General features: G+C 40.0%; 14 protein-coding genes. 11 read left to right on the top strand and 3 right to left on the bottom strand.

Annotation, left to right across the window (positions count from 1 at the left end; translation table 11 throughout):
* Positions 1-255 precede the first annotated feature (255 nt).
* The 6 genes from H5089_RS01765 to H5089_RS01740 all read left to right on the top strand — a co-directional run bounded on the left by H5089_RS01765 (position 256) and on the right by H5089_RS01740 (position 12,390).
* Positions 256-3,048, top strand: coding sequence for a TonB-dependent receptor (locus tag H5089_RS01765; RefSeq protein ID WP_182711328.1), 2,793 nt, complete (start codon positions 256-258; stop codon positions 3,046-3,048).
* A 131-nt stretch (positions 3,049-3,179) separates the two neighbouring features.
* Complete coding sequence (locus H5089_RS01760) at positions 3,180-4,670, top strand: tryptophan halogenase family protein (protein ID WP_182711327.1); 1,491 nt, start codon at positions 3,180-3,182, stop codon at positions 4,668-4,670.
* Between the two features lie 2 nt (positions 4,671-4,672).
* On the top strand, positions 4,673-6,523 hold the full coding sequence (locus H5089_RS01755; RefSeq protein ID WP_182711326.1) for a glycoside hydrolase family 13 protein: 1,851 nt from the start codon (positions 4,673-4,675) through the stop codon (positions 6,521-6,523).
* A gap of 90 nt (positions 6,524-6,613) precedes the next feature.
* Entirely contained in the window at positions 6,614-8,473 is a 1,860-nt protein-coding gene (locus H5089_RS01750) for an alpha-amylase family glycosyl hydrolase (RefSeq protein ID WP_182711325.1), read from the top strand.
* On the top strand, positions 8,466-9,971 hold the full coding sequence (locus tag H5089_RS01745) for an MFS transporter (RefSeq protein ID WP_182711324.1): 1,506 nt from the start codon (positions 8,466-8,468) through the stop codon (positions 9,969-9,971). Before H5089_RS01750 ends, H5089_RS01745 begins: the two co-directional genes overlap by 8 nt.
* A 10-nt stretch (positions 9,972-9,981) precedes the next feature.
* Positions 9,982-12,390 carry a glycoside hydrolase family 15 protein gene (locus H5089_RS01740; RefSeq protein WP_182711323.1) on the top strand — a complete coding sequence of 803 codons (2,409 nt, stop codon included), beginning with the start codon at positions 9,982-9,984 and terminating at the stop codon, positions 12,388-12,390.
* 250 nt (positions 12,391-12,640) lie between these two features.
* On the opposite strand, the gene H5089_RS01735 is transcribed toward H5089_RS01740, so the two are convergent.
* From H5089_RS01735 to H5089_RS01725, 3 genes are all read right to left on the bottom strand, one after another.
* Entirely contained in the window at positions 12,641-14,548 is a 1,908-nt protein-coding gene (locus H5089_RS01735; RefSeq protein WP_182711322.1) for a S9 family peptidase, read from the bottom strand.
* A 72-nt stretch (positions 14,549-14,620) separates the two neighbouring features.
* Positions 14,621-17,806 carry a TonB-dependent receptor gene (locus tag H5089_RS01730; protein WP_024596124.1) on the bottom strand — a complete coding sequence of 1,062 codons (3,186 nt, stop codon included), beginning with the start codon at positions 17,804-17,806 and terminating at the stop codon, positions 14,621-14,623.
* Positions 17,807-18,080: 274 nt separating this feature from the next.
* Entirely contained in the window at positions 18,081-19,097 is a 1,017-nt protein-coding gene (locus tag H5089_RS01725) for a LacI family DNA-binding transcriptional regulator (protein WP_182711321.1), read from the bottom strand.
* Between the two features lie 290 nt (positions 19,098-19,387).
* Between H5089_RS01725 and glk the strand changes: the two genes are divergently transcribed.
* The 5 genes from glk (at position 19,388) to gap (ending at position 25,286) form a co-directional block, all read left to right on the top strand.
* Positions 19,388-20,380, top strand: coding sequence for a glucokinase (gene glk, locus H5089_RS01720; RefSeq protein ID WP_002959751.1), 993 nt, complete (start codon positions 19,388-19,390; stop codon positions 20,378-20,380).
* 38 nt (positions 20,381-20,418) lie between these two features.
* The gene (locus H5089_RS01715; RefSeq protein WP_002959752.1) at positions 20,419-21,432 is read left to right on the top strand and encodes a LacI family DNA-binding transcriptional regulator; all 1,014 of its coding nucleotides are present in this window, start codon (positions 20,419-20,421) and stop codon (positions 21,430-21,432) included.
* A gap of 335 nt (positions 21,433-21,767) precedes the next feature.
* Entirely contained in the window at positions 21,768-23,618 is a 1,851-nt protein-coding gene (gene edd / locus H5089_RS01710) for a phosphogluconate dehydratase (protein ID WP_182692865.1), read from the top strand.
* Positions 23,619-23,651: 33 nt separating this feature from the next.
* Positions 23,652-24,272 carry a bifunctional 4-hydroxy-2-oxoglutarate aldolase/2-dehydro-3-deoxy-phosphogluconate aldolase gene (eda, locus tag H5089_RS01705; RefSeq protein WP_002959756.1) on the top strand — a complete coding sequence of 207 codons (621 nt, stop codon included), beginning with the start codon at positions 23,652-23,654 and terminating at the stop codon, positions 24,270-24,272.
* A gap of 9 nt (positions 24,273-24,281) precedes the next feature.
* Positions 24,282-25,286, top strand: coding sequence for a type I glyceraldehyde-3-phosphate dehydrogenase (gene gap, locus H5089_RS01700; protein ID WP_002959757.1), 1,005 nt, complete (start codon positions 24,282-24,284; stop codon positions 25,284-25,286).
* The last annotated feature ends 8 nt before the right edge of the window (positions 25,287-25,294 follow it).

Below are 25,294 nucleotides of genomic sequence, written 5' to 3'. Positions count from 1 at the left end.
TGATTTGACTATTGATGTTTGTCTTGTGTTTTTTTTTCTGCCTTATTTCATTTAAAATCAATGGGTTAAAAATTCACGTGTGTAATGTGTGTTAATGTTAGGCTACATTGAAATTGTTGAATACGTATGCATAAAGTTGTTAATAAAATAAATCTGGCGTTAATATTCATCCTGACAACAAAATTAGCTCGCCTTGTTTAACTATCACTTAAACATTGAACGCGGGTATCACAATATGGGTAACGGGAAAACATTATGTCTATGTTCAAACCAAGTATATTAACTTTGGCATTAACAGCTGCAGGCTTATCAAGCTTTGCTACACAGGCTGCTCAAGAAAATACAATAAAAAAAGATGATGTAGAAGTTATCGAAGTTAAAGGCTTTCGTGGAAGTGTTGTAGAATCAATCAACACAAAACGTTTTTCTACACAGGTTGTAGAATCTATTTCTGCAGAAGATATAGGTAAGCTACCTGATTCGTCTATTGCTGAGTCTATTGCACGCTTACCCGGTTTAACCGCCCAGCGCTTAGATGGTCGAGCAAGTCGTGTCTCTATTCGTGGTTTTGGCGAGAATGAAAGTGGCACAACGTTTAATGGTCGTGAACAAGTATCTATTAGTGATAACCGCGGCGTAGAATTTGACCTTTACCCATCAGAAATAATGAGCGGTGTAACTGTTTATAAAACACCAAGTGCAAATTTAGATGCAGAGGGTATTGCGGGCATAATTAACATGCAAACAGTTCGCCCACTAAGTAAAGGTGAACGTGTTGTTCAAGTAAATGGACAGTATGAACAAACAAGCTTTGATAAATTAAACCCTGACGGCAACGACGACGGTTACCGTGGCACTTTCTCATACATCGACCAGTTTGCTGATGATACCATTGGTATTGCATTTGCACTAAACACCATGAGCTCGCCAAATCAAGAAAAACGTTGGAATTCATGGGGCTACCCTGAGTTCACTGCTGAAGATGGTAACTCGTATTCAATTTTAGGCGGTGCTAAACCATATGTTCGTTCATCAACGCTTGAACGTGATTCAGCAATGCTTGTTCTAGAAGCAGCGCCTACAGATAAACTAAATATGACGTTTGATGCGTTGTATGTAGATTTTACAGATGAACAAATTTTACGCGGCATTGAAGTTCCTTTCGCTTGGGGTCAAGGTAGTATTGATGCAAGCAGTGCTATTGTAGATGCAGAAAGTGGATTTATAACAAGTGCTGTAACACAAGGCCAACGTGTTGTTGTACGTAACGATTACCAAGAGCGTGATGCTGAACTAACTGCATTTGGCTTTAATACAAAATACGATATTGATGATTCATGGTCAGTAGAATTTGATGCAAGTTACTCGCAAGTTGACCGTAAAATTTGGAGTATAGAAAGCTACTCAGGTACAGGACGTGGTGATTCTCGGGGTGTTGCAGATAACTTAGGTTATGCTTTTAATGGTGGCAATACTGGCGCTACTTTTTCACATGACTTAGATTACAGCGATTATGATTTAATCCAATTAGGTGGACCGCTTTCGTGGGGCGCAAGCTCTGCACTAAATGATGCATATGGATTAACTGGCACAGAGTATGAAAACCAAGCTCAAGATGGTTTTATTAATGCTCCAACTATTGAAGATGAATTAGTTACATTAAAACTTGCAGCGTCTAAAGTACTAGAAAACGAATACATTAGCTCAATTGAATTTGGCTTAGGTTATAAAGAGCGTGAAAAGTCTAAATCTTCGCAAGGTTACTTTTTAACTTTAACTGATTTTTCTCTTGAAAATCCAGGAATACTTAGTGTACCTGAGCAATATCGTTTAGGCAGTGTTGGCCTAGACTTTATTGGGCTAGGCGACATGATAGCCTACGATGTAAATGGTTTAGTTAATGATGGTTACTATGAAACCCTTGACGAAAGTTTAACTAGCTCAACTCATGCAACTAAGTCGTGGACAGTAAAAGAAGAAATCACCTCAGCATTTGCACAAGCTAATATTAATGCAGAAGTAAGTGGTCTTCCATTAACGGGTAATGTGGGGGTGCGCTATGTTCACACAGATCAATCCTCTCAAGGTAATGCTTTTGGTGTAGATGGGAATACTGGTCTCGTTATTACTTCACCTACAGATATTGGTCACGATTATTCTCACGTTTTACCAAGCTTAAATTTATCACTTGCGATTGATGAGCAGCAAACAATACGTTTTGGCGCAGCTAAAACAATCTCACGTGCGCGTATAGATGAAATGAACGCCTCTGTTAATGCATCATATAATGATACACCGGATGAAAACGGTAACTTTTGGTCTGTATCGGGTGGTAACCCTAATTTAGAACCTAAAGAAGCAACAGGCTACGATTTATCATATGAAAACTACTTTAGTGATGAAGGTTACTTCTCTGCTGCATTTTTCTATAAAGACTTAACCCAGTGGATTTTTGACGGTACTTACGCGATTGATATGTCGGGTGTTGCGGACCCATCAACAGGTGAAGTCCCAGCTACGTCAGAAGGTACTGGCAGTGGTAAAGTAAATGGCGGCGGCGGTGACCTATACGGTTACGAGCTATCTCTAGCGTTACCATTTAAAATTTTCCACCCGTCTCTTGAAGGCTTTGGCTTAATTGCTAGTCATACAGGTATTGAATCTGATATTGAAGATGGAAATGGCAATGAGTACGAACTACCGGGTCTATCAGATAAAATTCAAAGCTTAACGGTTTACTACGAAATGAATGGCATGCAATTACGGACCAGCATGCGTAAGCGGAGTGACTTCAAAGGTGATGTTTACGGATTAGGCTTTAATACAGATCAAGTAAATATTATCGGCGAAACAATTTGGGATATTCAGGCCGGTTATGACTTCTCTGAAGCAGGGGTTGAGAGCCTTGAAGGTTTATCAATTCAGTTCCAAGTTCAAAACTTAACAGAAGAGCCGTTCACATCGCTTTCTGGCGATAACGCGCTACAAGTTCGCGACTACCAAGATTACGGTCGTACTTACTTGTTAGGCTTTAGCTACCAGCTATAATAAAGGTTGTGTGTAGGAGCCCTTGTAATTTTTTTACAAGGGCTTTTTTATAGCTAGTTTATCAAACACTGATTAATACCAATTAGCTTAATTAAGTTTATTGAGCGCTGTATTAAAGCGTGGGCAATAATATGAAACCAATAAAACACGTGGTAATTGCAGGCGGTGGTACCGCAGGCTGGATAACAGCAGCACTGCTTAATAAAGTGTTAGGTAAAGTAATTAATATCACACTAATAGAGTCATCAGCTATTGGTACGGTAGGAGTGGGTGAAGCAACAATACCGCCCATTATTCAACTTAATAACGCGCTGGGTATAAACGAGCAAGATTTTATTAATGCCACTAATGCTTCAATAAAATTAGGTATAGAGTTCGAAAATTGGAAAACGCCAGGGCATAGCTATATGCATGCGTTTGGCTCGTTCGGAAAGGACTTTCCCTTTTGCGATTTTTATAACTTTTGGTTAAAAGGCCAAGTTACGGGTTGCGAAGACGAACTATGGGATTTTTCACTCAATTACCAAGCGGCTAAACAGCATAAATTCACGCCCCTCAATACAATTCCTAATACCCAACTACCTGGGCTGAGTTACGCATATCATTTTGATGCAACGCTTTACGCTGAATACTTAAAAGAGTTGGCTATATCGCGCGGTGTTAAACACATAGATGCAAAAATAGACCATGCTGAACAATGCTATACAGGCAATATTAAAAGCCTAACACTTAATAACGACAGTCAAATTAGTGGTGATTTATTTATAGATTGCACCGGGCTGCGTGCCTTGTTAATTGAGCAAACACTTAATACAGGGTTTATTGATTGGTCTCATTACTTACCATGCGATAGTGCAGTGGCTGTTCAAACAAAAAGTACTCATGAGCTTAAGCCCTATACGCGATCTATTGCACATAGTGCTGGTTGGCAATGGCAAATACCACTGCAAAATCGTATTGGCAATGGCCTTGTTTATTGCAGTAGATACTTGTCAGATGATGATGCTAAGCAGTTACTGCTAAAAAGCTTACCCGCTGAGCCAATTACAGAGCCCCGTATTATAAAATTCAAAACAGGTCGGCGCTTAAAGCAGTGGCATAAAAACGTGGTCGCGGTTGGTTTATCAAGTGGATTTTTAGAGCCGCTTGAGTCAACCAGTATTCATTTAATTCAAACTGCGGTTACACGCTTAATTAAACTATTTCCACATAATGGCATTAGCGATGCGTTACTAACGCAGTTTAATAAACAAAGTGTTATTGAATTAGAGCATATACGCGATTTTATTATTTTGCATTATAAACTCACCGAGCGAGAAGATACCCCGTTTTGGCGTCAATGCATGCAAATGGATATACCAAATTCCCTTACCCATAAACTGAGTTTATTTAAACAAACAGGCAAAGTAGTGCGGGAAGATGATGAACTATTCGCCGAAGTTGCTTGGCAGCAAGTCATGATAGGGCAAGGGCTTATCCCTGATGACTATAACAGTATTGTTGATTCACTAAGTGATGATCAACTGAGCGATTTATTCTCTACTTTAAAAACATTGATAAACTCAACAGTTGCGCAGCTACCAACTCACCAGAATTTTTTAGCCAGCATTAAAAAGGTATAACAATGCGATTTTTAAACACACTTTTACTAGTAAGCGCATGTAGCTTACCAAGCTTTAGTTATGCACTTAATGTAGAGCCTGCCAATTGGTGGGTAGGCATGAATAAAAATAACATTACAGTACTCGTGCATGAGCAAAATATAGCGAACGAAGAATTTAAATTAGATAAGTATAAAGGGGTTGAACTTAATAACGTAACACGCACTGACAACCCTAATTATGCTTTTCTACATTTAAATATTAGCGATAACGCCAAAGCAGGAACGCTTCAATTTAAGAGTAGCGATCCAGTACATAGCTTTGAATTTCCTTTACTTACCCGAGATAAACATAGCGCGCAACGCCAAGGTTTCACAAATGCAGATGCTTTATATTTAATTAACCCAGATCGCTTTGTAAATGGTGATGAAAAAAACGATACAGTTAGAGGTATGTTAGAGAGTGCAAATGCAAGCTTTAAAGGCGGGCGACATGGTGGTGATATTCAAGGTGTAATTAATGCGCTACCGTATTTAAATAATCTAGGCGTGACACAGCTTTGGCTAACACCTGTGCTTGAAAACAACATGCCTGATTACTCTTATCATGGTTACGCGATCACAGACTTTTACAACGTTGATCCACGTATGGGTTCAAACCAGTTGTATAAAACGTTGTCAACAAAGGCTAAAGAGCAGGGCATTGGGCTTGTTATGGACATGGTGCTTAATCATTTTGGTTCTGAGCACCTGTGGATGAGGGATAAACCAACTCAAGATTGGATTAACTTTAATGGGCAGTTTGAAAATGGCAAAAATGCCACAAGCCATGCGCGCCAAACAATTCAAGATCCACACGCAAGTAATTACGATAAACGCCAATTTAGCGATGGTTGGTTTGTCGCTAGCATGCCCGATTTAAATCAGCGCCAACCATTATTAAATGAGTATTTGATTCAAAATGCAATTTGGTGGATTGAATACGCAGATTTAAGCGGTATTCGTGTAGATACCTATTCTTATTCAGATAAAGCGTTTTTAAGTGATTGGACCAAGGCCATTATGGATGAATACCCACACTTTAATATTGTTGGCGAAGAGTGGACTTCAAACTCTGCAATAGCGTCGTATTGGCAGCGCGGCAAAGTTAATCAAGATGGGTATGTGTCAAGCTTACCCAGTGTGATGGACTTTTCGTTGCAAGAGGCGGTAATTCGAGCTTTAAATGAAGATGAAAGTTGGAGCACAGGCTGGGTTAAAGTATATCAGTCATTAGCTAACGATTTTTTATACCCAGACACCAATAACATTATGGTGTTTGCTGATAACCACGATATGAGCCGTGTATATACGGAGCTTGGGCAAGACTTAGCTAAAACTAAAATGGCGATGACTTTGTTTTTAACAACGCGTGGCATTGCACAAATATATTATGGAACCGAAATATTATTGGATAACACGCCGAGTAAAGATCATGGTGATATACGTATTGATTTTCCAGGTGGGTTTAAAAATCAAAACGCCAATGGGTTTACTGGAATAGGTTTAAGTAAAGAGCAGCGCGATATGCACAAGACTATAAGCACGCTTCTTAACTTTAGAAAGCAAAGCCCGGCACTTACAAAGGGTAAGCTCGTTCATTTCAGCCCGAACAATGGTGTGTATAGTTATGCTCGCGTTAGTGATACGCAAACAGTATTAGTTTTTATGAATAAAAACAAAGTAACACAAAAGCATAATCTTGATTACATGCAAGAAGTTATACCAAAAAATGCCAATGCGCAGGCATTATTCAAACAACACACTTTTAAACTAACTAACAGTATTAACTTAAAGCCAATGGCTGCTACGGTATTAGTGATTAATACGCCGTGAATGTTTAAGTGAATACGTATGCAGCAACTGTATGCTTGCTGCAGATATCTTTAGTATAAAACTATAACACTACTGACAAAAAGACACACAATGAAAAAATCAGTTTATGTACCTGCATTACTGTGTAGCGCACTTATAACAAGTGCGTGCTCAGACAATAATGAAACCGAACAACAGCAAGCCCCTAAACAGGTGCAAAATGAGTTAACAAAGCCTGTTGTATACCAAGTATTTACACGCTTATTTGGTAACACACAGACCGCGAATGTGCCCTGGGGTACAAAAGAGCAAAATGGCGTAGGTAAATTTGCCGACTTTAACGATGCTGCACTTAAAGGTATTAAAGAATTGGGTACGACCCATGTTTGGTATACCGGTGTTTTACATCATGCGCTAGTGGGCGATTATACCGAGTATGGGATTACGCAAGACGACCCTGATGTAGTTAAAGGCCGTGCAGGTTCACCTTATGCAATAAAAGATTACTACGACGTAAACCCAGATTTAGCTATAAATGTGACTAATAGAATGAGTGAGTTTAGTGATCTGATTGAGCGCACTCATGAGCATGGCATGAAAGTGGTTATAGATATTGTACCTAACCATGTGGCTCGTAATTATAAATCAGTAGCAAAACCCAAAGGAATAAAAGACTTTGGTGAACAAGACGACACCAGCAAAGAGTACGATAAAAATAATAACTTTTATTATGTACCAGGCCAGTCTTTTCAGGTTCCAACATCACAAAGCTATACAGTTTTAGGGGGTAATACTCACCCTTTAGCTGACGGTTTTTTTGATGAAACGCCAGCAAAATGGACGGGTAATGGTGCGCGTGCACCCAAGCCAGATATTAACGATTGGTACGAAACCGTAAGAGTGAATTATGGCGTTAAGCCTGATGGTAGCTATGACTTTCCTGTATTACCTAAAGAGTTAGAAAACCAAGATTATCGCGCTCATTATGCGTTTTGGCAAAATAAAGAGCTTCCTAATAGTTGGTATAAATTTAGAGACATCACTTTGTACTGGCTTGATAAAGGCGTAGATGGCTTTAGGTACGATATGGCCGAAATGGTGCCGGTTGAATTTTGGAGCTTTTTAAATTCATCAATAAAAATGCAAAAGCCCGATGCGTTTTTATTGGCTGAAGTTTACAACCCACAAATGTACAGAGCGTATATTCAGCAAGGAAAAATGGATTACTTGTATGACAAAGTCGGCTTTTACGACACATTAAAAGCCATTATGCAGGGTAAGCAAGCTGCTAATACTATTTTTGCAGCCCAAAGCCAAGTGGCTGATATTGAAGCGCACATGCTGCACTTTTTAGAAAATCACGACGAACAACGCATTGCGAGCCCCGATTTTGCAGGTGATGCACGCTGGGGGAAACCAGCAATGGTCGTTTCTAGCTTAATGAGTCGCGCACCCACTTTATTATACTTTGCCCAAGATGTGGGGGAGGACGGATCTGAAAACGCAGGTTTTGGTACATCTACCCGCACCAGTATTTTTGACTACATTGGTGTACCAGCGCATCAAGCATGGATGAATAAAGGCAAATTCGACGGCGCTAACTTATCGAGCGAGCAAGCATTACTTCGTGATTATTATAAATCAATAATGGCTCTTAATCGTTTACCCGCTGTTGTAGGTGGAACCATGTCAGAGCTTTCACTTAGCAATAGCGAACGCGTTGTTGGTTTTGTACGCTCGCTGGGACAGCAATCTGTTTATGTTTTTAGTAATTTTAGTGAGGAGCCACAAACGGTATTAATTAATTTAACACCAGAGCAAGCAAATACCTTTGAGCGAAATAAACCGCTACACGACTTACTTGAACAAAACACGGTAAAGATCATCACTGACAAAGAAGTTACAAAGCTTATGCTTTCGCTAGATGCATTTAGTAGCGCAGTATTAACTAATAAGGCTAATCATGAATAATCAAAATAATAATTATGACAGCAACAAACCAAATCTAAGTTTTTGGCAAATATGGAATATGTGCTTTGGCTTTTTAGGTATTCAATTTGGTTTTGCACTACAAAACGGCAATGTGAGCCGTATTTTTCAAACCTTAGGCGCACAAGTTGATGATATTCCTATTTTATGGGTTGCAGCACCGCTAACGGGTTTAATAGTGCAACCAATAATTGGTTATTGGAGTGATAAAACATGGGGGCGTTTTGGTCGTCGTCGTCCGTTCTTTTTCATAGGGGCGGTACTTACTACTATCTCACTCTTTATCATGCCGCATTCACCAACCCTTTGGATTGCTGCAGGTATGTTGTGGATTATGGATGCATCAATCAACGTCACTATGGAACCTTTTAGAGCACTTGTAGGCGATAACCTGCCAGAAAAACAACGTGCTACGGGCTATGGCTTGCAAAGCTTTTTTATTGGTATTGGTGCGGTATTAGCCTCAGCACTACCATGGATGATGACCAATTGGTTTGACGTAAGTAATACCGCTGCGCCAGGGCAAATCCCTGAATCTGTTAAATATTCATTTTATTGGGGTGGGGTTGTGTTACTTGTTGCCGTGCTTTGGACCGTAGCACGCACTAAAGAATACAGCCCTGAGCAATTAGCTGCTTTTGAAAACCACACTGCCAAACCAACGAACACAGTATTAGTAGATATCAATTTCAATAAAGGTGCCATTACTTTTGTGGTGCTAGGTTTAGCAACACTTGCTTTAGTAATGGGTTTATCGCTTGAAAAAGAGTTATACCTACTTGCTGGTGGCTTACTAGCGTTTGGTATTGTGCAGTGGATAGCAAGCGCATTAAAGGCTGCTAACAAAATACAAGGCGGTTTTTACCAAGTAGTACAAGATGTATTTACCATGCCAGAGGCAATGAAGCAGCTTGCTTGGGTGCAGTTTTTTAGCTGGTTTACGTTATTTGCTATGTGGATATACACCACAGCCGCAGTAACAAGCTTTCATTACGGCAGCAGTGATGCAACAAGTAAAGCCTTTAACGATGGGGCTGATTGGGTCGGTATTTTATTTGCAGCTTACAATGGCTTTGCGGCTATTGCTGCTATGTGTATTCCGTTTTTAGTTAAAAAAATGGGATTAAAAGGCGCGCATTGCTTTAACTTATTACTAGGCGCATTGGGCCTTGCGAGCTTTATGTTTATAACAGATCCAAAAATACTCCTTATTCCAATGATAGGCGTTGGCTTTGCATGGGCTTCTATTTTATCGCTTCCTTATGCAATGTTAAGCAATGCACTACCGAGTAACAAAATGGGCGTGTATATGGGTATTTTTAACTTCTTTATTGTTATACCGCAATTGCTTGCCGCTAGTATTTTAGGGCTTATTTTACGCCACGTATTTTCTAATCAGCCTATTTACGCATTATTAATTGGTGCTGCATCATTCGTTGTTGCTGCAATTGCTGTAATGCGCGTTAAAAATTCAAACTAAGGGTCACACAATGAAAAAATATAACCTGATTACCACCGCTCTTTTAACTTTGGGTTTAACAGCCTGTGGTGCACAAAATACGAATAACGAAAATATTGACGCTACAGTTTCAGCCGCTCCTGGCGCACCAGGTGCTGAACCATTTTGGGCTTACGCGGGTAAAACCGGAATTGGTACTTCTTTTGAGCAATATCAAAACGGCCAATATAATAACAACGCTGCGACAGGTGAAGTATCAAAAGTATGGTTTTCAATTGCTAAAGGTATGATCACCGAAACTATGTTTGGACTCATTCACCAAGCACAAATAAAAGATATGCAGTTTGTAGTAACCGGTAAAGACTTTACAGTCACTGAAGCTGACGACTTAGACGTTACAATTGATTACTTACATAAAGACGATAAAGGTAGACCACTATCGCTTGCTTACAAAGTAACAAGCACAGATAAGCAAGGGCGTTTTACCCTCGAAAAACACATATTCACCGATCCAGGCGGACAAACATTGTTTGTACGCAGTATTTTTAATACATCACTTAAAGGCGTGAGAGCGTATGTTGCTGTTAACCCCTATATAAACAACAACGCCTTAGGTGATTTTGCAAAAACCACTGAGCAAGGCTTAGTTGCCTGGGAAGACGATAACTTTTTAACGTTGCAATCATCTACGCCATTCAAAATGCAAAGTGTAGGCTTTACAGGTGTGAGCGATGGCATCACCTCACTTAAAAAACAACACACACTAAGCAAACAATATTCAAACACTGGCGATAAGGCAGGTAACGTCACTCTGCTGGCAGAGCTTGGCAGTATAAGTCGTAATACCACATTTGATTTAGCACTAAGCTTTGGTAAAACCCAGCAGCAAAGCCATCAACAAGGTGCACAGAGCTTATCTAAAGGTTATCAAAATGTGCTTGATGCCTACAACGGTAAAGGTGAAGCGCTAGGCTGGGAAGATTATTTACAAAGCCTTGAGCCATTAAACGCCATGGTTAATCAAACAGCCGATGACGGTAAGCTACTTTATACCAGTGCAATGGTGCTAAAGGCGCAAGAGGACAAAACCAATGCGGGTGCGCTCATTGCCTCACTTTCTAATCCTTGGGGTGAAACTGTTTCAGCCAAAGAGGGTTCTACAGGTTACAAAGCGGTATGGGTTCGTGACTTTTATCAAGTAGCTATGGCGTTTATGGCCTTAGGCGATACAGCCACTGCAAAAACGGCCTTCGAATACCTTGAAAAAGTACAAGTTACTAGCAAAACTCCCGGTAACAATGGCGACACTGGCTGGTTTTTACAAAAAACACATGTTGACGGTGAACTTGAATGGGTAGGGGTACAGCTAGATCAAACGGCTATGCCAATTATGCTCGCGTGGAAGTTACATCAAGCAAACGTACTAAGTGATAACGAACTTAAAGATTGGTACGCACGCATGCTAAAACCGGCAGCTGACTTTTTAGTTAATGGCGGAAGAGCTAAAATTTTATGGAACGACATGCAAATTACTCCACCTGCAACACAGCAAGAGCGCTGGGAAGAGCAAAGTGGTTATTCTCCTTCTACAACGGCTGCCGTTGTTGCTGGCCTTATAACAGCCAGTGACATAGCAACACTCAGTGGTGATACTCAAAATGCTGATCGTTATTTAGCAACGGCTAAAAAGTACAACAGTAATATAGAATCGCAAATGTTTACCACCGAAGGTAATTTAAAGGGTGATAGCACCGATGGCGAGTATTTTATTCGTATAGGTCAAGACACCGACGCTAACTCTAATACTAAAATTAACGCCAACAATGGCCGTGAAGGTTTTAACAAAAAGCAGATTTTAGACGGTGGGTTTTTAGAGCTAGTACGCTATGGCGTACGCGGTGCAAATGATGAAAGCATCGTTAAAACACTACCTGAGTACGATGACGAAACGCTTGAAGATAACTTACAAGTTAAATACAGCTTTAACTTTACCGATGGTAGCGGCACATTTGCAGGCTATCGCCGTTATGGTAACGACGGTTACGGCGAAGATGAAACCACAGGTACTAATTACGCCGAAAGTGGGAGCAACACGCCAGGCCAACGTGGTCGTGTATGGCCATTTTTTACAGGCGAACGCGGACACTATGAAATAGCGGCTGCAAATGCAAATAATGCGCTTGATGATGCAAAACAAGCGGACATTAAAAATAGTTACGTAAAAGGTTTAGAGCAGTTTGCTAATAGCGGCATGATGCTACCGGAGCAAGTATGGGATGGCGTAGGCGTAAATAAAGCAGGTTATGAGTTAGGCGAGGGTACAAACTCAGCAACACCTCTAGCTTGGACACACGCAGAATACATTAAGCTTGTACGCTCACTCAGTGATAAACAAGTTTGGGATTATTATCCTGTGGTTGGCGAGTCACTTAAAGACTAATATAAAGCAAGCTGCAGTTATTAAAAAGGCTTCTAAATAAATTTAGAAGCCTTTTTTACTATTCAGTTATTCTGTATTTAAACTAATATGAATCAGCAATAATACTTAATTATTTGTTGGTAATAACTAGATAACGAAATTTTTATCTTGTTATCAGTACGATTTTCTTACCTCAAAATAGATCACCTAATTAGGCGATTTGATATGAAGGGTGCTCTTCATATGAAATGAATGCCACCCTTTTATTACATTATTTGAGGCCACATTTATTATCAAACCAAGATAACAACTCTGTATAAAACTCTTTTTTATGATCGTAGAAAAGCGTATCAGAAAAGTGATCAGCATCTTCTAGCTCAATATATTTAAAGTCTTTTTTGTACTTTTCAAGCTCAGATACAAAGTCTCTACTGTGTTTTACTGGAACACGACTGTCGATATCGCCATGTACAACCAGTATAGGAATATTTACTTTATTTACTTGCTCTACAGGAGAGACACCAGTAATAGTAGGGCGTTGTAAGATACTTAAAAAGCGATTTTCGTTAAGAGTTGCATTGATACGACTTAAATCACTTACACCCGCACCGGCAACAACACATTTATATATGTTGTTTTCACGCATAGATGCAGCAAATGCAGCATAACCACCATAACTCCAACCAAATAAAGCAAGCTTATCTTTTGTTGCTAAACCTTTATCTATTAAATATTGTGCGGCGTCATCTAAATCATCTTGTTTTTTCAAGCCCCAGTTATTATCACCGGCTATCCAATGCTCCAAACCGTAACCTGTAGAACCTCGGTAGTTTGGTTGAATAACTACGTAACCATGATAGGCGAGTAACTGTGCCCAGTCATCAAATACAACAGAGTCACGAACCCAAGGACCACCGTGAGGGAGTACTATTGCGGGGTAAGGACCTTTAGTTGCAGGAATAGTTACGTATGCTTTTATTTTACGTCCATCTCTTGCTTTATAAGAGATATATTTAACGGTTCCTAATTTACTTTTATCAATAAACGGAAGGCGATCACCAATCTTAGTTAACTTCTGTTTATTAGTAACAATGTAATAGCTGCCAGGGTTATCGTCAGCAGATACTCTCACTACTAATACATTATCGTTATCAGAGCTACTGATGATTTGTACAAATTTACCTTCAAATAAAGACGCAACAGATTCGTTAAGTGTTTGTAGGGTAGGATCTGTGAAATAAAACTTAGGTTGCTTAGTTGTATAGCGAAAGCCTTGTAAGGTGCCGTCGGTATCAAGTATTACACCATCAGTATCTACAGACTTAAGACCAAATTGACGTTCAGAATACTGACCTGTTTTAATATTATAAATATAAATGCCAGTCGTATTTTCGCCTAAGTTGGCATTAACATAAACTTCGTTAGGGTTACCTTTCGCAAACCCTAAAATCTCAAAGTTTTCACGCTTTTTAGGACTAACTTGCTTAATTACTTTCCAATCATCATTACCTTTATCTCGGGCATAATAATCGATTGCGTTATCAGACTTATTCCAACCTTGGGCTATTCTTATTTCACCGTCGTAGTCAGAAACGAATGAGCCTGATACTTTTTCATTTCCGCGCATTACAGTAACGCTTCGTCCAGTATTAATATTAAAGCGCACTACATCTGGAATGTAGTTATTATTAATATCAACCTCTACTAATACTTCATCTTTTTTGTCAGGAAGTATATTTATTATATTAAATTGAACATTTCGTTTTTTCTTAAATGGTAATAGCCAGTCGCCTTTACCATCTGCATCGGTTATTGCAAACTTATTAACCCAGTATTTGCGACTTCCATCTTCTAATATTTGCCTAAACATAACGCCAAGTTTTTCATCGTTTAACCATACGATTGAAGATATTAGCATTTTATCAGCGCCTAATCTTACAGGCTCTGCATCTAGGTTATTTGGATCTCTTATCTCAATTATATAGTCACCATTTTTAGTAGTCGCTCTTAAAATAGCAAGCTTCTTACCATCAGGTGATGCTACAACACTGCGTATAGCAGATGACATTGAGAAAGCATCAATACTGCTTACTTGTGCCGCATCTCCAGTTTCGCTATTAGCAAAAGAAGATAGGCCTAGTAGGGTTAATCCTACTAATATTCTTTTTTTAAATTTCATTTTTATTCCCTCAAAAAAAATGGCCTAAAATTTTAGGCCATCTGGATTGAATATTTACTCAGCCAATTCTAATTAAAAAGAAGCTGTAAAACTGATGTATGGGCTACGACCTGAAGTGTCATAACCAACACCTAGAGGGATATTAGTGTTTGAAAAAGAACCACTTGGATCTACTTTAGGAGGTGCTTCATTAAACACGTTACGAACACCAAAGTTCACTTTATAAGCATCGTTAGACCAAGTCATACCAATGTTATGTACAAAGTAGTCATCGGTGAAGCCAACTGGGCGACATTTAAGTGCTTCACCGTTAGCGTCAGTTAAACCACGACAACCTGCAGTGCCTTCTTCAAATTCACCTAAATCATCCTCATCTTCACGACCTTTACCGATGAAACGCGTTTCCCAGTTAAATCTAAAATCAGAGTATTTAAGTTGTAAGCGAGCGGTACCACGCCATTCTGGAGAATCTGGCTCGCCCATATTGTCATCAATAGTACCAAGCACGTCAAAAACTTGCTCTGTCATGCGAGTAGCTTGAAGATCAAGTGTAATACCTAGGTTTTCTTCTGCAATTACTGTATCTGTTTCAAAGTAGATATTGTAATCAAAACCTTTAGATGAGATTAAACCAATATTGATAAAGCTAGCATCAACTAAATCAATTTGACCATTTTCATCACGCCCGATACGGCTACAGAAAGCATCATTACCATCAGCAGAATAACACTGACCAATACTGTAACCAGCGCTTGGCTCTGCAATACTATTCGTTACTTCAATATCAAAACGAGTTAATGACATTGTTAAATCAAATGCATCAGTGAACGGTTGTTCAAAGATAAAACCATATGTTTTAGCCACTGATGTTTCAGCACTAAGCTCAGTTGTACCGCCAGTTTCAATCTCAGCGCTGTAAGCAGCAGTGTATGAGTCAGTTCCATTTTGACCTAAACCAAGAGTAGTTGGATCAATACCTGATGCTTGACAAGCGTTTAGTACAGCTGTATCACGTGTTTCTTCAGCTGCATTATATGTAGCTGCTGAACCTGGGTTCAATGGGTCGATATTACGAGCATCTTCCGGAACAACACATGGATCGGCAACTGTATTAAAACCAGACGTACCGTTTAAGAAACGCTCGCGTAGGTTAGGTGCTCTGTACGAAGTACCTTTTGTTGCACGTAGAGTAAACCACTCAACAGGACGGTAAATTGTTTTAAGACTATAAGTTGATTCTGCATCGTAGAAAGATTCTTCAGAAACACGGCCAGAAGCTGTAAATGTAAGTTCTTCAGCGCCTTTAACACCTTTAAGTAGAGGGAATTCAACTTCTGTGAATATTTCCTTTAAGTTACGTGAGCCATCAGCGCCTTGGTCAGCAAAATAGCCCCATAGTAAGCCTTGAGATGCAGCAGCATTTGGATTTGATTCAATTTCATCACGACGATATTCAACCCCAACGATACCTGCAACAGTTTCGTTGTTCCATGGTAATGCGAAGAAATCACCACCCATGAATGCATTGAAAACAAACTGGTTTACTTTAGTTTCGATATCGCGGTCGATAAATAAGTAAGCAGCTTCTTCAGGTGAAAGCGTACCGCCACCTTCTTGATAAATACTATCTGCAAATAAATTAACAGGAACACATCCATCAGAACCGGTACCACAGGTAACAGTACCATCATCATTAAGAACAGCGGTTTCTAATGAGTTAATTAAGCGCTCTTCATCAATACCAACACGGTGGTCAGTACCTTTTGATGCGCTGTACGATACAGACGCGTCGTAGTACCAATTGTCTAAACCGATGTTTTCAAACATACCAAGATTACCAGTAACACCAGTAACTAAACGATATTGTGAAACTTCAACCTCAGTTTGATCACGGTCACCACGAATATTGATGATTGGCTGAACGGCTTCTGGTCCACCAGGGCCCACACCTAACACGCCAAAACAGTCAATACCGTTTGTTCCACAAGGGTTATATGGGTTTGATGCCGCTACTTGTTGGAATATCTGTGCACCTGGGCTAAAAATTGGTGATTTACGACTAGCGTATAAACCTTCGTAGTAGAAAGTTGTATCGTTATCATCTTGGAAGTTATATTCACCATTAAGCATTAGTGAAATACGTTCATTTTTACTTCTGTAATCACCACTTTTGTAGTAATCAGATTGTTGGAAAGCATATAGAGGGTCTTGGAAATCAACGTCACGGAAACCATCGCCGTTACCATCTACAAATACACCATCATTGATACCATCGCCATCAAAATCGCCCGCTACCCATGAAGGTAAAAACCCTTCAAGACTTGATGGTACAGTTGATTCGCTGAAGTTTGGAATACCAGTGTTTGTAAAGTCAGGTGTATAATAAACACTACCAAAGAAAGATGGTACGCTAATACGGTTTGTTAGAGGGAAAATGTCACATGAATCTTCACCGCTTGCTACAGGACCATAGCCACTGTTTCGGGTTACGATACTGCCATCTTCAGCTTCCCAAATACGCTCTTCACACCCTTTAACAAAAGGGTTGCCAGCTAAAGATTGAGATTTCTGTTCTGAATATTCAACACCAACGGTGATAAAACCATTATCCATGGTTTTGCCCCACATACCCGAAAGTACAGTTTCTTCACCGCCTTCACCTTTAGGTTGACGGTAAGATGCATCAAAAATAAAGCCTTCAACATCTTTTTTTAATATTACGTTAGCTACACCCGCTACTGCATCAGAACCATAAACGGTTGATGCGCCATCAAATAAATTCTCTACACGCTCAATCATTACACCTGGTATTAAGTTCAAATCAGGTGAAGTTGGCGCACCACCTACACCTGCGGGAGCCATTCTTCGACCGTTGATAAGTACAAGAGTACGCTCAGCACCTAAACCACGAAATCCGATTGTTGCAGCGCCTGGACCGTTATCTAGTACAAAACCACCAAATGTATTATCTATTTGAGCACCAGCCGCTTGGCTGGTTGACTGGAGCATTGAACCTGCATCAAATAAACCCATTTCACGAGATAAGTCACCGTTGATAATTTGAATTGGCGATGCATTTGAAAATTCAGCTTTTCTTATACGCGAACCTGTTACAACAATTCGCTCTGGCGCTTCTTCTTCTAGCTCAACGTCTGAGTTTAAGTCATTTTCCTGGGCTAGCGCGTTAGGCGCTAAGGCTACAGATCCTAGCAATAAAGAATATCTTATTGCATTTGATAGTGCTTTAGTTTTAAACATATGTAAATCCCTGAGATATTATTGTTATTTAAGCTATAAATCATAAATTAAACAAAGTGAAATATAGCATCACAATAAATTTACATTATTGAAACTAAATAGTAAATGCGGTTAATGGTGAGTAACTACGCAATAGGTGCTGAAACAGTCAGTTTTGGGCCTTAAAAGTGATTTTTTTCGCTAATTTTTTTTTAATTGTCTGTTTTTAAATGGTTTTCTTGTTTGTAAACGAATGTGAATGGATGTAATCGGCATATACATGGAAAGAGAAGGCTCAGCTTGACTTTCTAGGAATGAGAATAGGAGGCAACAGGGTGCTTTGAACTTCTTCACCACGTATCAGTTTTAATAGGTTCTCTACTAACATTTGCCCAGCAATAGTGGTGTTTTGCTCTATTGTAGTTAGTGGTGGGTTTACATAACTTGCAATGGCTATATTATCAAAGCCGACTACCGCAACATCTTTCGGCACGTTAATATTTGCTTCTTTAAGTGCGCGTATAGCCCCTATAGCAATTAAGTCACTTGCAGCAAATAAGGCGTTAAATTTAATATTATTAGCAATTAGTGAGCGTGTGGCGTGATAACCTGATTCTTCAGTAGATATAGCATTAGCCATTTTACGTTCATTTATTTTAACGTTGTTAGCCAATAGCTCATCTTTAAAACCCTGAAAACGACTAAAAAATTCGGGGCTGTGATCAGAAGCATCACCAATAAAAGCGCAATCAGTTCTGCTATGCGCAATAAAGTGCTCAGCGGCGAGCTTACCGCCACCGTAGTTATCACAACAAACAGTTAAATCGGGACGGTTATCTACCGTTGCACCCCAGCAAACAAACTTAGTGTTTTGTTCAAGTAAGGTGTTAAATTTTGGTTGGTAATCAATGTAATCGCCATACCCGAGTAAAATAATGCCATCAGCTCTGTGGCTGTCTTCGTAGTCTGCTTGCCAATCAGCACTGGCCGATTGAAATGAAACTAATAAATCGTAACCTTCTTTAGCGCAAGCACGGGTAATACTGCCAAGCATGGCTAAAAAGAAAGGATTTATTTGGGACTCGTCAGAAGTGGGATCTTCAAACAACAATAATGCAAGCGTACTACTTTGTTGAGTGCGAAGGTTACTCGCATTTTTATCAACTTTATAATTAAGCTTTTTGGCTATCTCGAAAACACGCTTGCGTGTTTCTTCATTAACAAGGTGGCTGTTACGTAAAGCGCGAGATACAGTCGATTGAGATACCCCTGCATAGTGGGCAATATCAAATGAGGTAGCTTTACCTTTCATTGTTACAACTTAATTAAATTGATAAATAATTGTGTCATTTTCGTTTATTGATGAGTAATTTCAAGCTTTTTGTGAATTAACGTATATTTTTATTGATAAATTCCTGACACCGGTGTCATAATGTCAGTGTTTTATCATTTTGTTGTCAAAACGTATTCGCTGTCTATATCTTTATAGGCAGCATTTTTTACTGTGATAGCTACTTTGAGGTGATAGCTCAAAGTATAAATAACAATGGTACACCATTGTAAAATAATAAGCATGAGTCGCTTAACAAAAGAGATAATACTATGAGCCCAAACGCTTCTGCCCAATTTGATCCCATCTTAGTTGCTGATGTCGGCGGCACTAATGCCCGCTTTGCTTTAATAACTGCTTTTAATGAACAGACTAACCAATTTATAATAGAGCACATTAATATTTTTCCTAGTGCCAATTTTGGTTCTCTTGAAAGTGCGCTCGAGCAATATTTACAAACAGTCCCACATATTGCACCCAAACGCGCATGTTTAGCCGTTGCAGGGCCAATAAAAGCCGGGCAAGTGCATTTAACCAATTTAGGTTGGCATTTTAGCGTCAGTGAATTTAAAACTCATTTTGATTTACAACAACTTGAAGTCATTAATGATTTTGCTGCCTTTGCTTACGCTGCCCCTTACTTAGATCCTAAACAAAATGTCATTGTTAAATCAGGTCAAGCTGATGATAACGCAAACATTGGTGTTATAGGTCCAGGTACTGGTTTTGGTGCCGCGTGCTTAGTTAGAACGTCTCAATCTACCGCAGTGCTAAGTTCAGAAGGGGGGCATATATCACTTGCACCTGTTAATGAACTCGATACTTTATTATTAAATGAGTTACGTAAAGATCATCCCCATGTTTCTATCGAAACAGTTTTTTCAGGTCCTGGCATAACGCATTTATACAAAGCAATGTCTGCGGTTAAGGGTGTAACAGCTAAAAATTTAGATGCCGCACAAATTAGCAGCCTTGCAAATAGTGGTGAATGTGATGTGTGTGATGCAACCTTAAACCAGTTTTGTGATTGGATTGGCAGTGTTGCCGGTGATTTAGCGGTTGTTTATGGCGCGTTAGGTGGATTATTTATTGGCGGTGGAATACTACCTCGTATGCAAGCGAGACTTCTTGAGAGTCGTTTTGTTGAACGATTTTCGCAAAAGGGTATTATGTCGCAGTATGCAGGACAAATCCCTGTAACACTCGTAACACAAGACAACATACCGCTTATTGGCGCTGCTGCGTGTTTACACAATAGCAAATAGGGCTTTGGTCTTACAGGTTGTATTTGGATAATGGACAGATGAAAAAAGTAACCATAAATAGTGTAGCAAGCCATGCAGGGGTTTCTAAAAAAACCGTCTCACGCGTGTTAAACAATGAGCCTAATGTAAGTGCCGCCACCCGAGAAAAGGTGCTTGCGGTATTTAAAGAGCTTGATTACACCCCAAATCCAATTGCACGAGGTCTTGCTCAAAATCGTAGCTTTATTATTGGCTGTTTATACGATAACCCAAGTAAAAGTTATATTACCCGAGTGCAAACGGGCGCCTTAGAAGCGTGTAAAGAAAACAACTATAATTTATTGATACACCCTTGTGAGTTTCGTGGTGAAGCACTTATAAATAATATTGAGCAATTACTACAAACTTCTCGATTAGATGGCATTGTGCTAACACCTCCTTTTGGTGATTTTGCTGAGCTTGCTTCTTTTTTAAAATCTAAAAAAATTCCTTATGCAAGAGTTGCTTCAGCTTTACTACAAGATGATTCAATTTCAGTGCGTAGTAACGACGAGCAAGGCGCATTTGAAATTACCGAGCATTTAATTAACCTCGGTCATAAATCTATAGCCTTTATTAAAGGGCACCCGGATCACAGTGCCACGCAACAACGTTTTAAAGGTTACAGGCGTTCACTTGCAAGCCATGGTATAGAATTTGATGAGCGCTTAGTCGAGGAGGGTAACTTTAGTTATCACTCAGGTGTAGATAGTGCACGCAGCATATTAGATTTATCCCCTAGGCCAACCGCTGTATTTGCATCAAACGATTACATGGCGGCTGCCGTACTTAAATTAGCAACTCAGCGCCAATTAAAAGTGCCTGATGACATTTCAATAGCTGGGTTTGATAATGCGCCCATTGCACGTCATATTTGGCCTGGGTTAACAACGATTGCACAGCCCGTTGAAGAAATGACTAAACAAGCCGTAACGCAACTTATTTCACACATAGCTCAACCACAAGAGCAGCCGTATCAGGTAACGCTTGAGTCGCGCTTGATTACACGCGAGTCTACCTCAGCAATAAAATAGTGAGTTTAAAACACTTTCACAGTAGCCCGAATATGAGTGACGCTTATTCGGGCTTTTTTTACTCTGAACTTGCTAAAACATGGTTTGTGCCTAAAAATCAATTAGGTCATTATTCGGTCATGTTAAAATATTAAACTATTTTTGTTACCCGGGGTTGACACCGGTGTCATTGCTATGCGTTAATACAGTGACACCGGTGTCAGGGTTGTTGTGAGAGGCTCCCTGGTAGCGTACCTTTGAACGGGTAAATCAAAGATGCTCAGTACAGTTATTTACGTGGAGTCTGTAGTTGCTACTGAGCCTTTATCCTCTAACTAATAGAGATGAGTTAAATTATGTTACATCCTCGTATTCAAGAAGTTACCCAGCGCGTTATCGAACGCAGTAAAAATACCCGTCAAGATTATTTAGATCGCATTTCGCACGCAAAAAAACAAACAAGAGTTCGTGCCGGTTTAGGTTGCGGAAATATAGCCCATGTTATGGCTGCATGTAGCAGTGATGACAAAGCGCGCTTAAAGGCTGATGAGCAACCAAATCTTGCTATTATCAACTCATACAACGACATGTTATCGGCTCATGTGCCATACAAAGACTACCCAGATTTAATTAAAGACATTGCAACAAAATACGATGCTACAGCTCAAGTTGCTGGTGGCGTGCCTGCAATGTGTGATGGTGTTACGCAAGGGCGTGACGGCATGGAACTTTCACTTTTTTCTCGCGATGTAATTGCTATGTCTACGGCAATTTCCCTTTCGCACGATGTGTTTGATGGCGTTTTTTGTTTAGGCGTTTGCGACAAAATCGTCCCGGGTTTATTAATTGGTGCATTGTCGTTTGGTCATTTACCTGTGTTCTTTTTACCAGCAGGTCCAATGCAATCAGGTATTCCGAATAAAGAAAAAGCACGTATTCGCCAAAAGTTTGCACAAGGTCTAGTGAGCCGCGAAGACTTACTTGAAGCTGAAAGTGCGTCTTATCACAGCGCTGGTACGTGTACGTTCTACGGTACTGCCAATTCAAACCAAATGTTGATGGAAATAATGGGCTTACACCTTCCAGGTAGCTCGTTTATTAACCCTTACACTGAGCTTCGCGATGGCCTTACAGGTAATGCTGTAGAGACAATGCTTAAGCAGCTTACGGATGATAAAGAAAGCCCGTGTTTAGCCGATGTGATCAGCGAAAAAACGATTATAAATGGTTTAGTGGGTCTGCTTTCTACAGGTGGTTCTACTAACCATGCAATCCATATTGTTGCGATAGCAAAAGCTGCCGGCATTCAGGTTACGTGGAAAGATATGTCTGACTTATCAGAAGTTGTACCACTTCTTACACGTATTTACCCTAACGGCTCAGCTGATGTAAACCACTTTCAAGCAGCAGGCGGTATGGGTTTCTTAATGCGAGAACTAGCAAGCGCTGGTTACTTACATACAGACGTTAAAACAATGCTTGGCGATGGTTTAGCACCATACATGACAGAGCCTCGTTTGGATAAAGACGATAGCTTGATCATGAGCGACTCAACTGGCCCAACTAAAGTTAAATGGGTAGATTGCCCAGCAAACTCGCACGATGAAGAAGTACTTCGCCCAGTGAGTAACCCATTTAGTAAGCAAGGTGGTCTGCAACTTCTAACTGGCAACTTAGGTAAAGCTGTTATCAAAGTGTCAGCTGTTGCTGAAGAACATCAAACCGTTACTGCTCCTGCAAAAGTATTTAGTTCACAAAGTGCTCTGCAAGATGCATACACTCGTGGCGAATTAAACCAAGACTTTATTGCCGTGCTAAAAGAGCAAGGCCCTAAAGCGAAAGGTATGCCAGAGCTACACAAGTTAACGCCAGTAATGGCAACGCTTCAAGATGAAGGCTTTAAAGTAGCCATTGTTACTGACGGTCGGATGTCGGGTGCATCAGGTAAAGTACCTGCTGCTATTCACTTAGCACCAGAGGCAGTAGAAGGCGGCGTTATTGCTAAAATCCGAGAAGGCGATTTAGTGACGCTTGATGCGCCAAACGGAATATTAAAAGTACACGTTAGCGACGAAGAACTTGCTAAGCGTGAAGCAGAGCTTAGCCTGCCAAGTGCAACATTTGGTACAGGTCGTGAATTATTTACTGGATTTAGAAATATCGTAAGCAGTGCCGATTTAGGCGCGAGTGCTTTTGGACTTGAATAAATATTAGCCATACTGGGTAATGAGGAACAAGTAATGAGTATTGAAAAAATCTTAGCATCGGCACCCGTAGTGCCAGTGGTTGTAATCGAAAAATTAGAAGATGCAGCACCACTTGCAAGAGCTTTATACAACGGTGGCTTAAAAGCCTTAGAAATAACACTACGTACACCCATTGCTGCAGAAGCTGTAAAGCTAATGAAAGCAGAAGTACCTGAAGCCTATGTAGGTACTGGTACGGTAGTAGATAAGGCAAGTTTTGATCTTTCGGTTGCCGCTGGTGCTGATTTTATGGTGAGTCCAGGTGTTAGTGATGAGCTTATTGCTTTAGCTAAAACATCAGATATACCATTTTTACCAGGCGCTGCAACTGCAAGTGAAGTTATGCAACTTGCGTCGCATGGTTTTAAGTATTTAAAATTCTTCCCAGCAGAAGCTGCAGGCGGAACAGCTATGCTTAAATCAATCGGTGGCCCATTACCACATATTACTTTTTGCCCAACTGGCGGCATTAGCCTAGCAACTGCTCCTAATTATTTAGCGCTTAACAACGTTATTTGTGTTGGTGGTACGTGGATGCTAGATAAACAACTAATTGAAAATAAAGACTGGCAAGCAATTGAAGCGCTTGCTCGCCAAGCAAGTGAACTTAAATAGGAGTCTAAAATGATTAATGTAGCAATTAACGGTTACGGCCGTATCGGTAGAAATGTTTTACGTGCACTTTATGAGTCAGCTCAAAACAGCGAAATTAAAATTGTAGCAATTAACGATTTAGCACCAGCTAACGTAAATGCACATTTAACGCAATATGACTCAGTTCATGGTCAATTTTCAAAAAAAGTAACACTTGAAAACAACACTATGCTAATTGGGGATGACGTAATTACGTTAACGCAAGAGCGTGACCCTGCAAACTTACCGTGGAAAGAGCTAAACGTAGATATCGTTTTAGAATGTACTGGTTTTTTCACTAAACGTGATGACGCTGCTAAGCACATTACTGCAGGCGCGAAAAAAGTAATCGTATCTGCTCCAGGTACTGGTTTAGATGCAACAGTAGTGCATGGTGTAAACAGCGACGTAATTAATGCTGATAGCAATATCATTTCTAACGCTTCTTGTACTACTAACTGTTTAGCGCCAATTGCAAAAGCAATTAACGATACAGTAGGTATTGAGCAAGGTAGCATGACGACTATTCACGCTTACACCAACGATCAAAACTTATCTGACGTTTACCACCCAGATTTATACCGTGCGCGTAGTGCAACTCAATCTATGATCCCAACTAAAACAGGAGCTGCGGCAGCTGTTGGTTTAGTATTACCAGAACTTGCTGGTAAATTAGATGGTATGTCGGTACGTGTACCTACAATCAATGTTTCTTTAGTTGATTTTACGTTTATCACTAAGCGTGATACGACTGCAGAAGAAATCAATGCAATCATGAAAGAAGCATCAACGGGTTCAATGAAGAGTATTTTAGAATATAACGAGCTTCCGCTTGTTTCTATCGACTTTAACCATAACCCAGCGTCGTCTATCTTTGATGCAACGCAAACTAAAGCCAATGGCAAACTAGTTAAAGTAATGGCTTGGTACGACAATGAGTGGGGTTTCTCAAACCGCATGTTAGACCAAGTTAAAGCATTAGGTCAGTACTTATAATTGACCTT

It is taken from the genome of Pseudoalteromonas sp. SR45-1 (assembly GCF_014163655.1).
In the GTDB taxonomy this organism is placed as follows: Bacteria; Pseudomonadota; Gammaproteobacteria; order Enterobacterales; family Alteromonadaceae; genus Pseudoalteromonas; species Pseudoalteromonas distincta.
This window is presented reverse-complemented; position numbering and strand designations above follow the sequence as displayed.

Excerpts from the sequence above, each read along its gene's own strand:
- H5089_RS01725 (WP_182711321.1), bottom strand. The coding sequence starts at position 19,097 with ATGAAAGGTAAAGCTACCTCATTTGATATTGCCCACTATGCAGGGGTA.
- H5089_RS01735 (WP_182711322.1), bottom strand. The coding sequence starts at position 14,548 with ATGAAATTTAAAAAAAGAATATTAGTAGGATTAACCCTACTAGGCCTA.
- H5089_RS01740 (WP_182711323.1), top strand. The coding sequence starts at position 9,982 with ATGAAAAAATATAACCTGATTACCACCGCTCTTTTAACTTTGGGTTTA.
- H5089_RS01760 (WP_182711327.1), top strand. The coding sequence starts at position 3,180 with ATGAAACCAATAAAACACGTGGTAATTGCAGGCGGTGGTACCGCAGGC.
- eda (WP_002959756.1), top strand. The coding sequence starts at position 23,652 with ATGAGTATTGAAAAAATCTTAGCATCGGCACCCGTAGTGCCAGTGGTT.
- H5089_RS01715 (WP_002959752.1), top strand. The coding sequence starts at position 20,419 with ATGAAAAAAGTAACCATAAATAGTGTAGCAAGCCATGCAGGGGTTTCT.
- H5089_RS01755 (WP_182711326.1), top strand. The coding sequence starts at position 4,673 with ATGCGATTTTTAAACACACTTTTACTAGTAAGCGCATGTAGCTTACCA.
- H5089_RS01730 (WP_024596124.1), bottom strand. The coding sequence starts at position 17,806 with ATGTTTAAAACTAAAGCACTATCAAATGCAATAAGATATTCTTTATTG.
- H5089_RS01750 (WP_182711325.1), top strand. The coding sequence starts at position 6,614 with ATGAAAAAATCAGTTTATGTACCTGCATTACTGTGTAGCGCACTTATA.
- H5089_RS01765 (WP_182711328.1), top strand. The coding sequence starts at position 256 with ATGTCTATGTTCAAACCAAGTATATTAACTTTGGCATTAACAGCTGCA.
- glk (WP_002959751.1), top strand. The coding sequence starts at position 19,388 with ATGAGCCCAAACGCTTCTGCCCAATTTGATCCCATCTTAGTTGCTGAT.
- gap (WP_002959757.1), top strand. The coding sequence starts at position 24,282 with ATGATTAATGTAGCAATTAACGGTTACGGCCGTATCGGTAGAAATGTT.
- H5089_RS01745 (WP_182711324.1), top strand. The coding sequence starts at position 8,466 with ATGAATAATCAAAATAATAATTATGACAGCAACAAACCAAATCTAAGT.
- edd (WP_182692865.1), top strand. The coding sequence starts at position 21,768 with ATGTTACATCCTCGTATTCAAGAAGTTACCCAGCGCGTTATCGAACGC.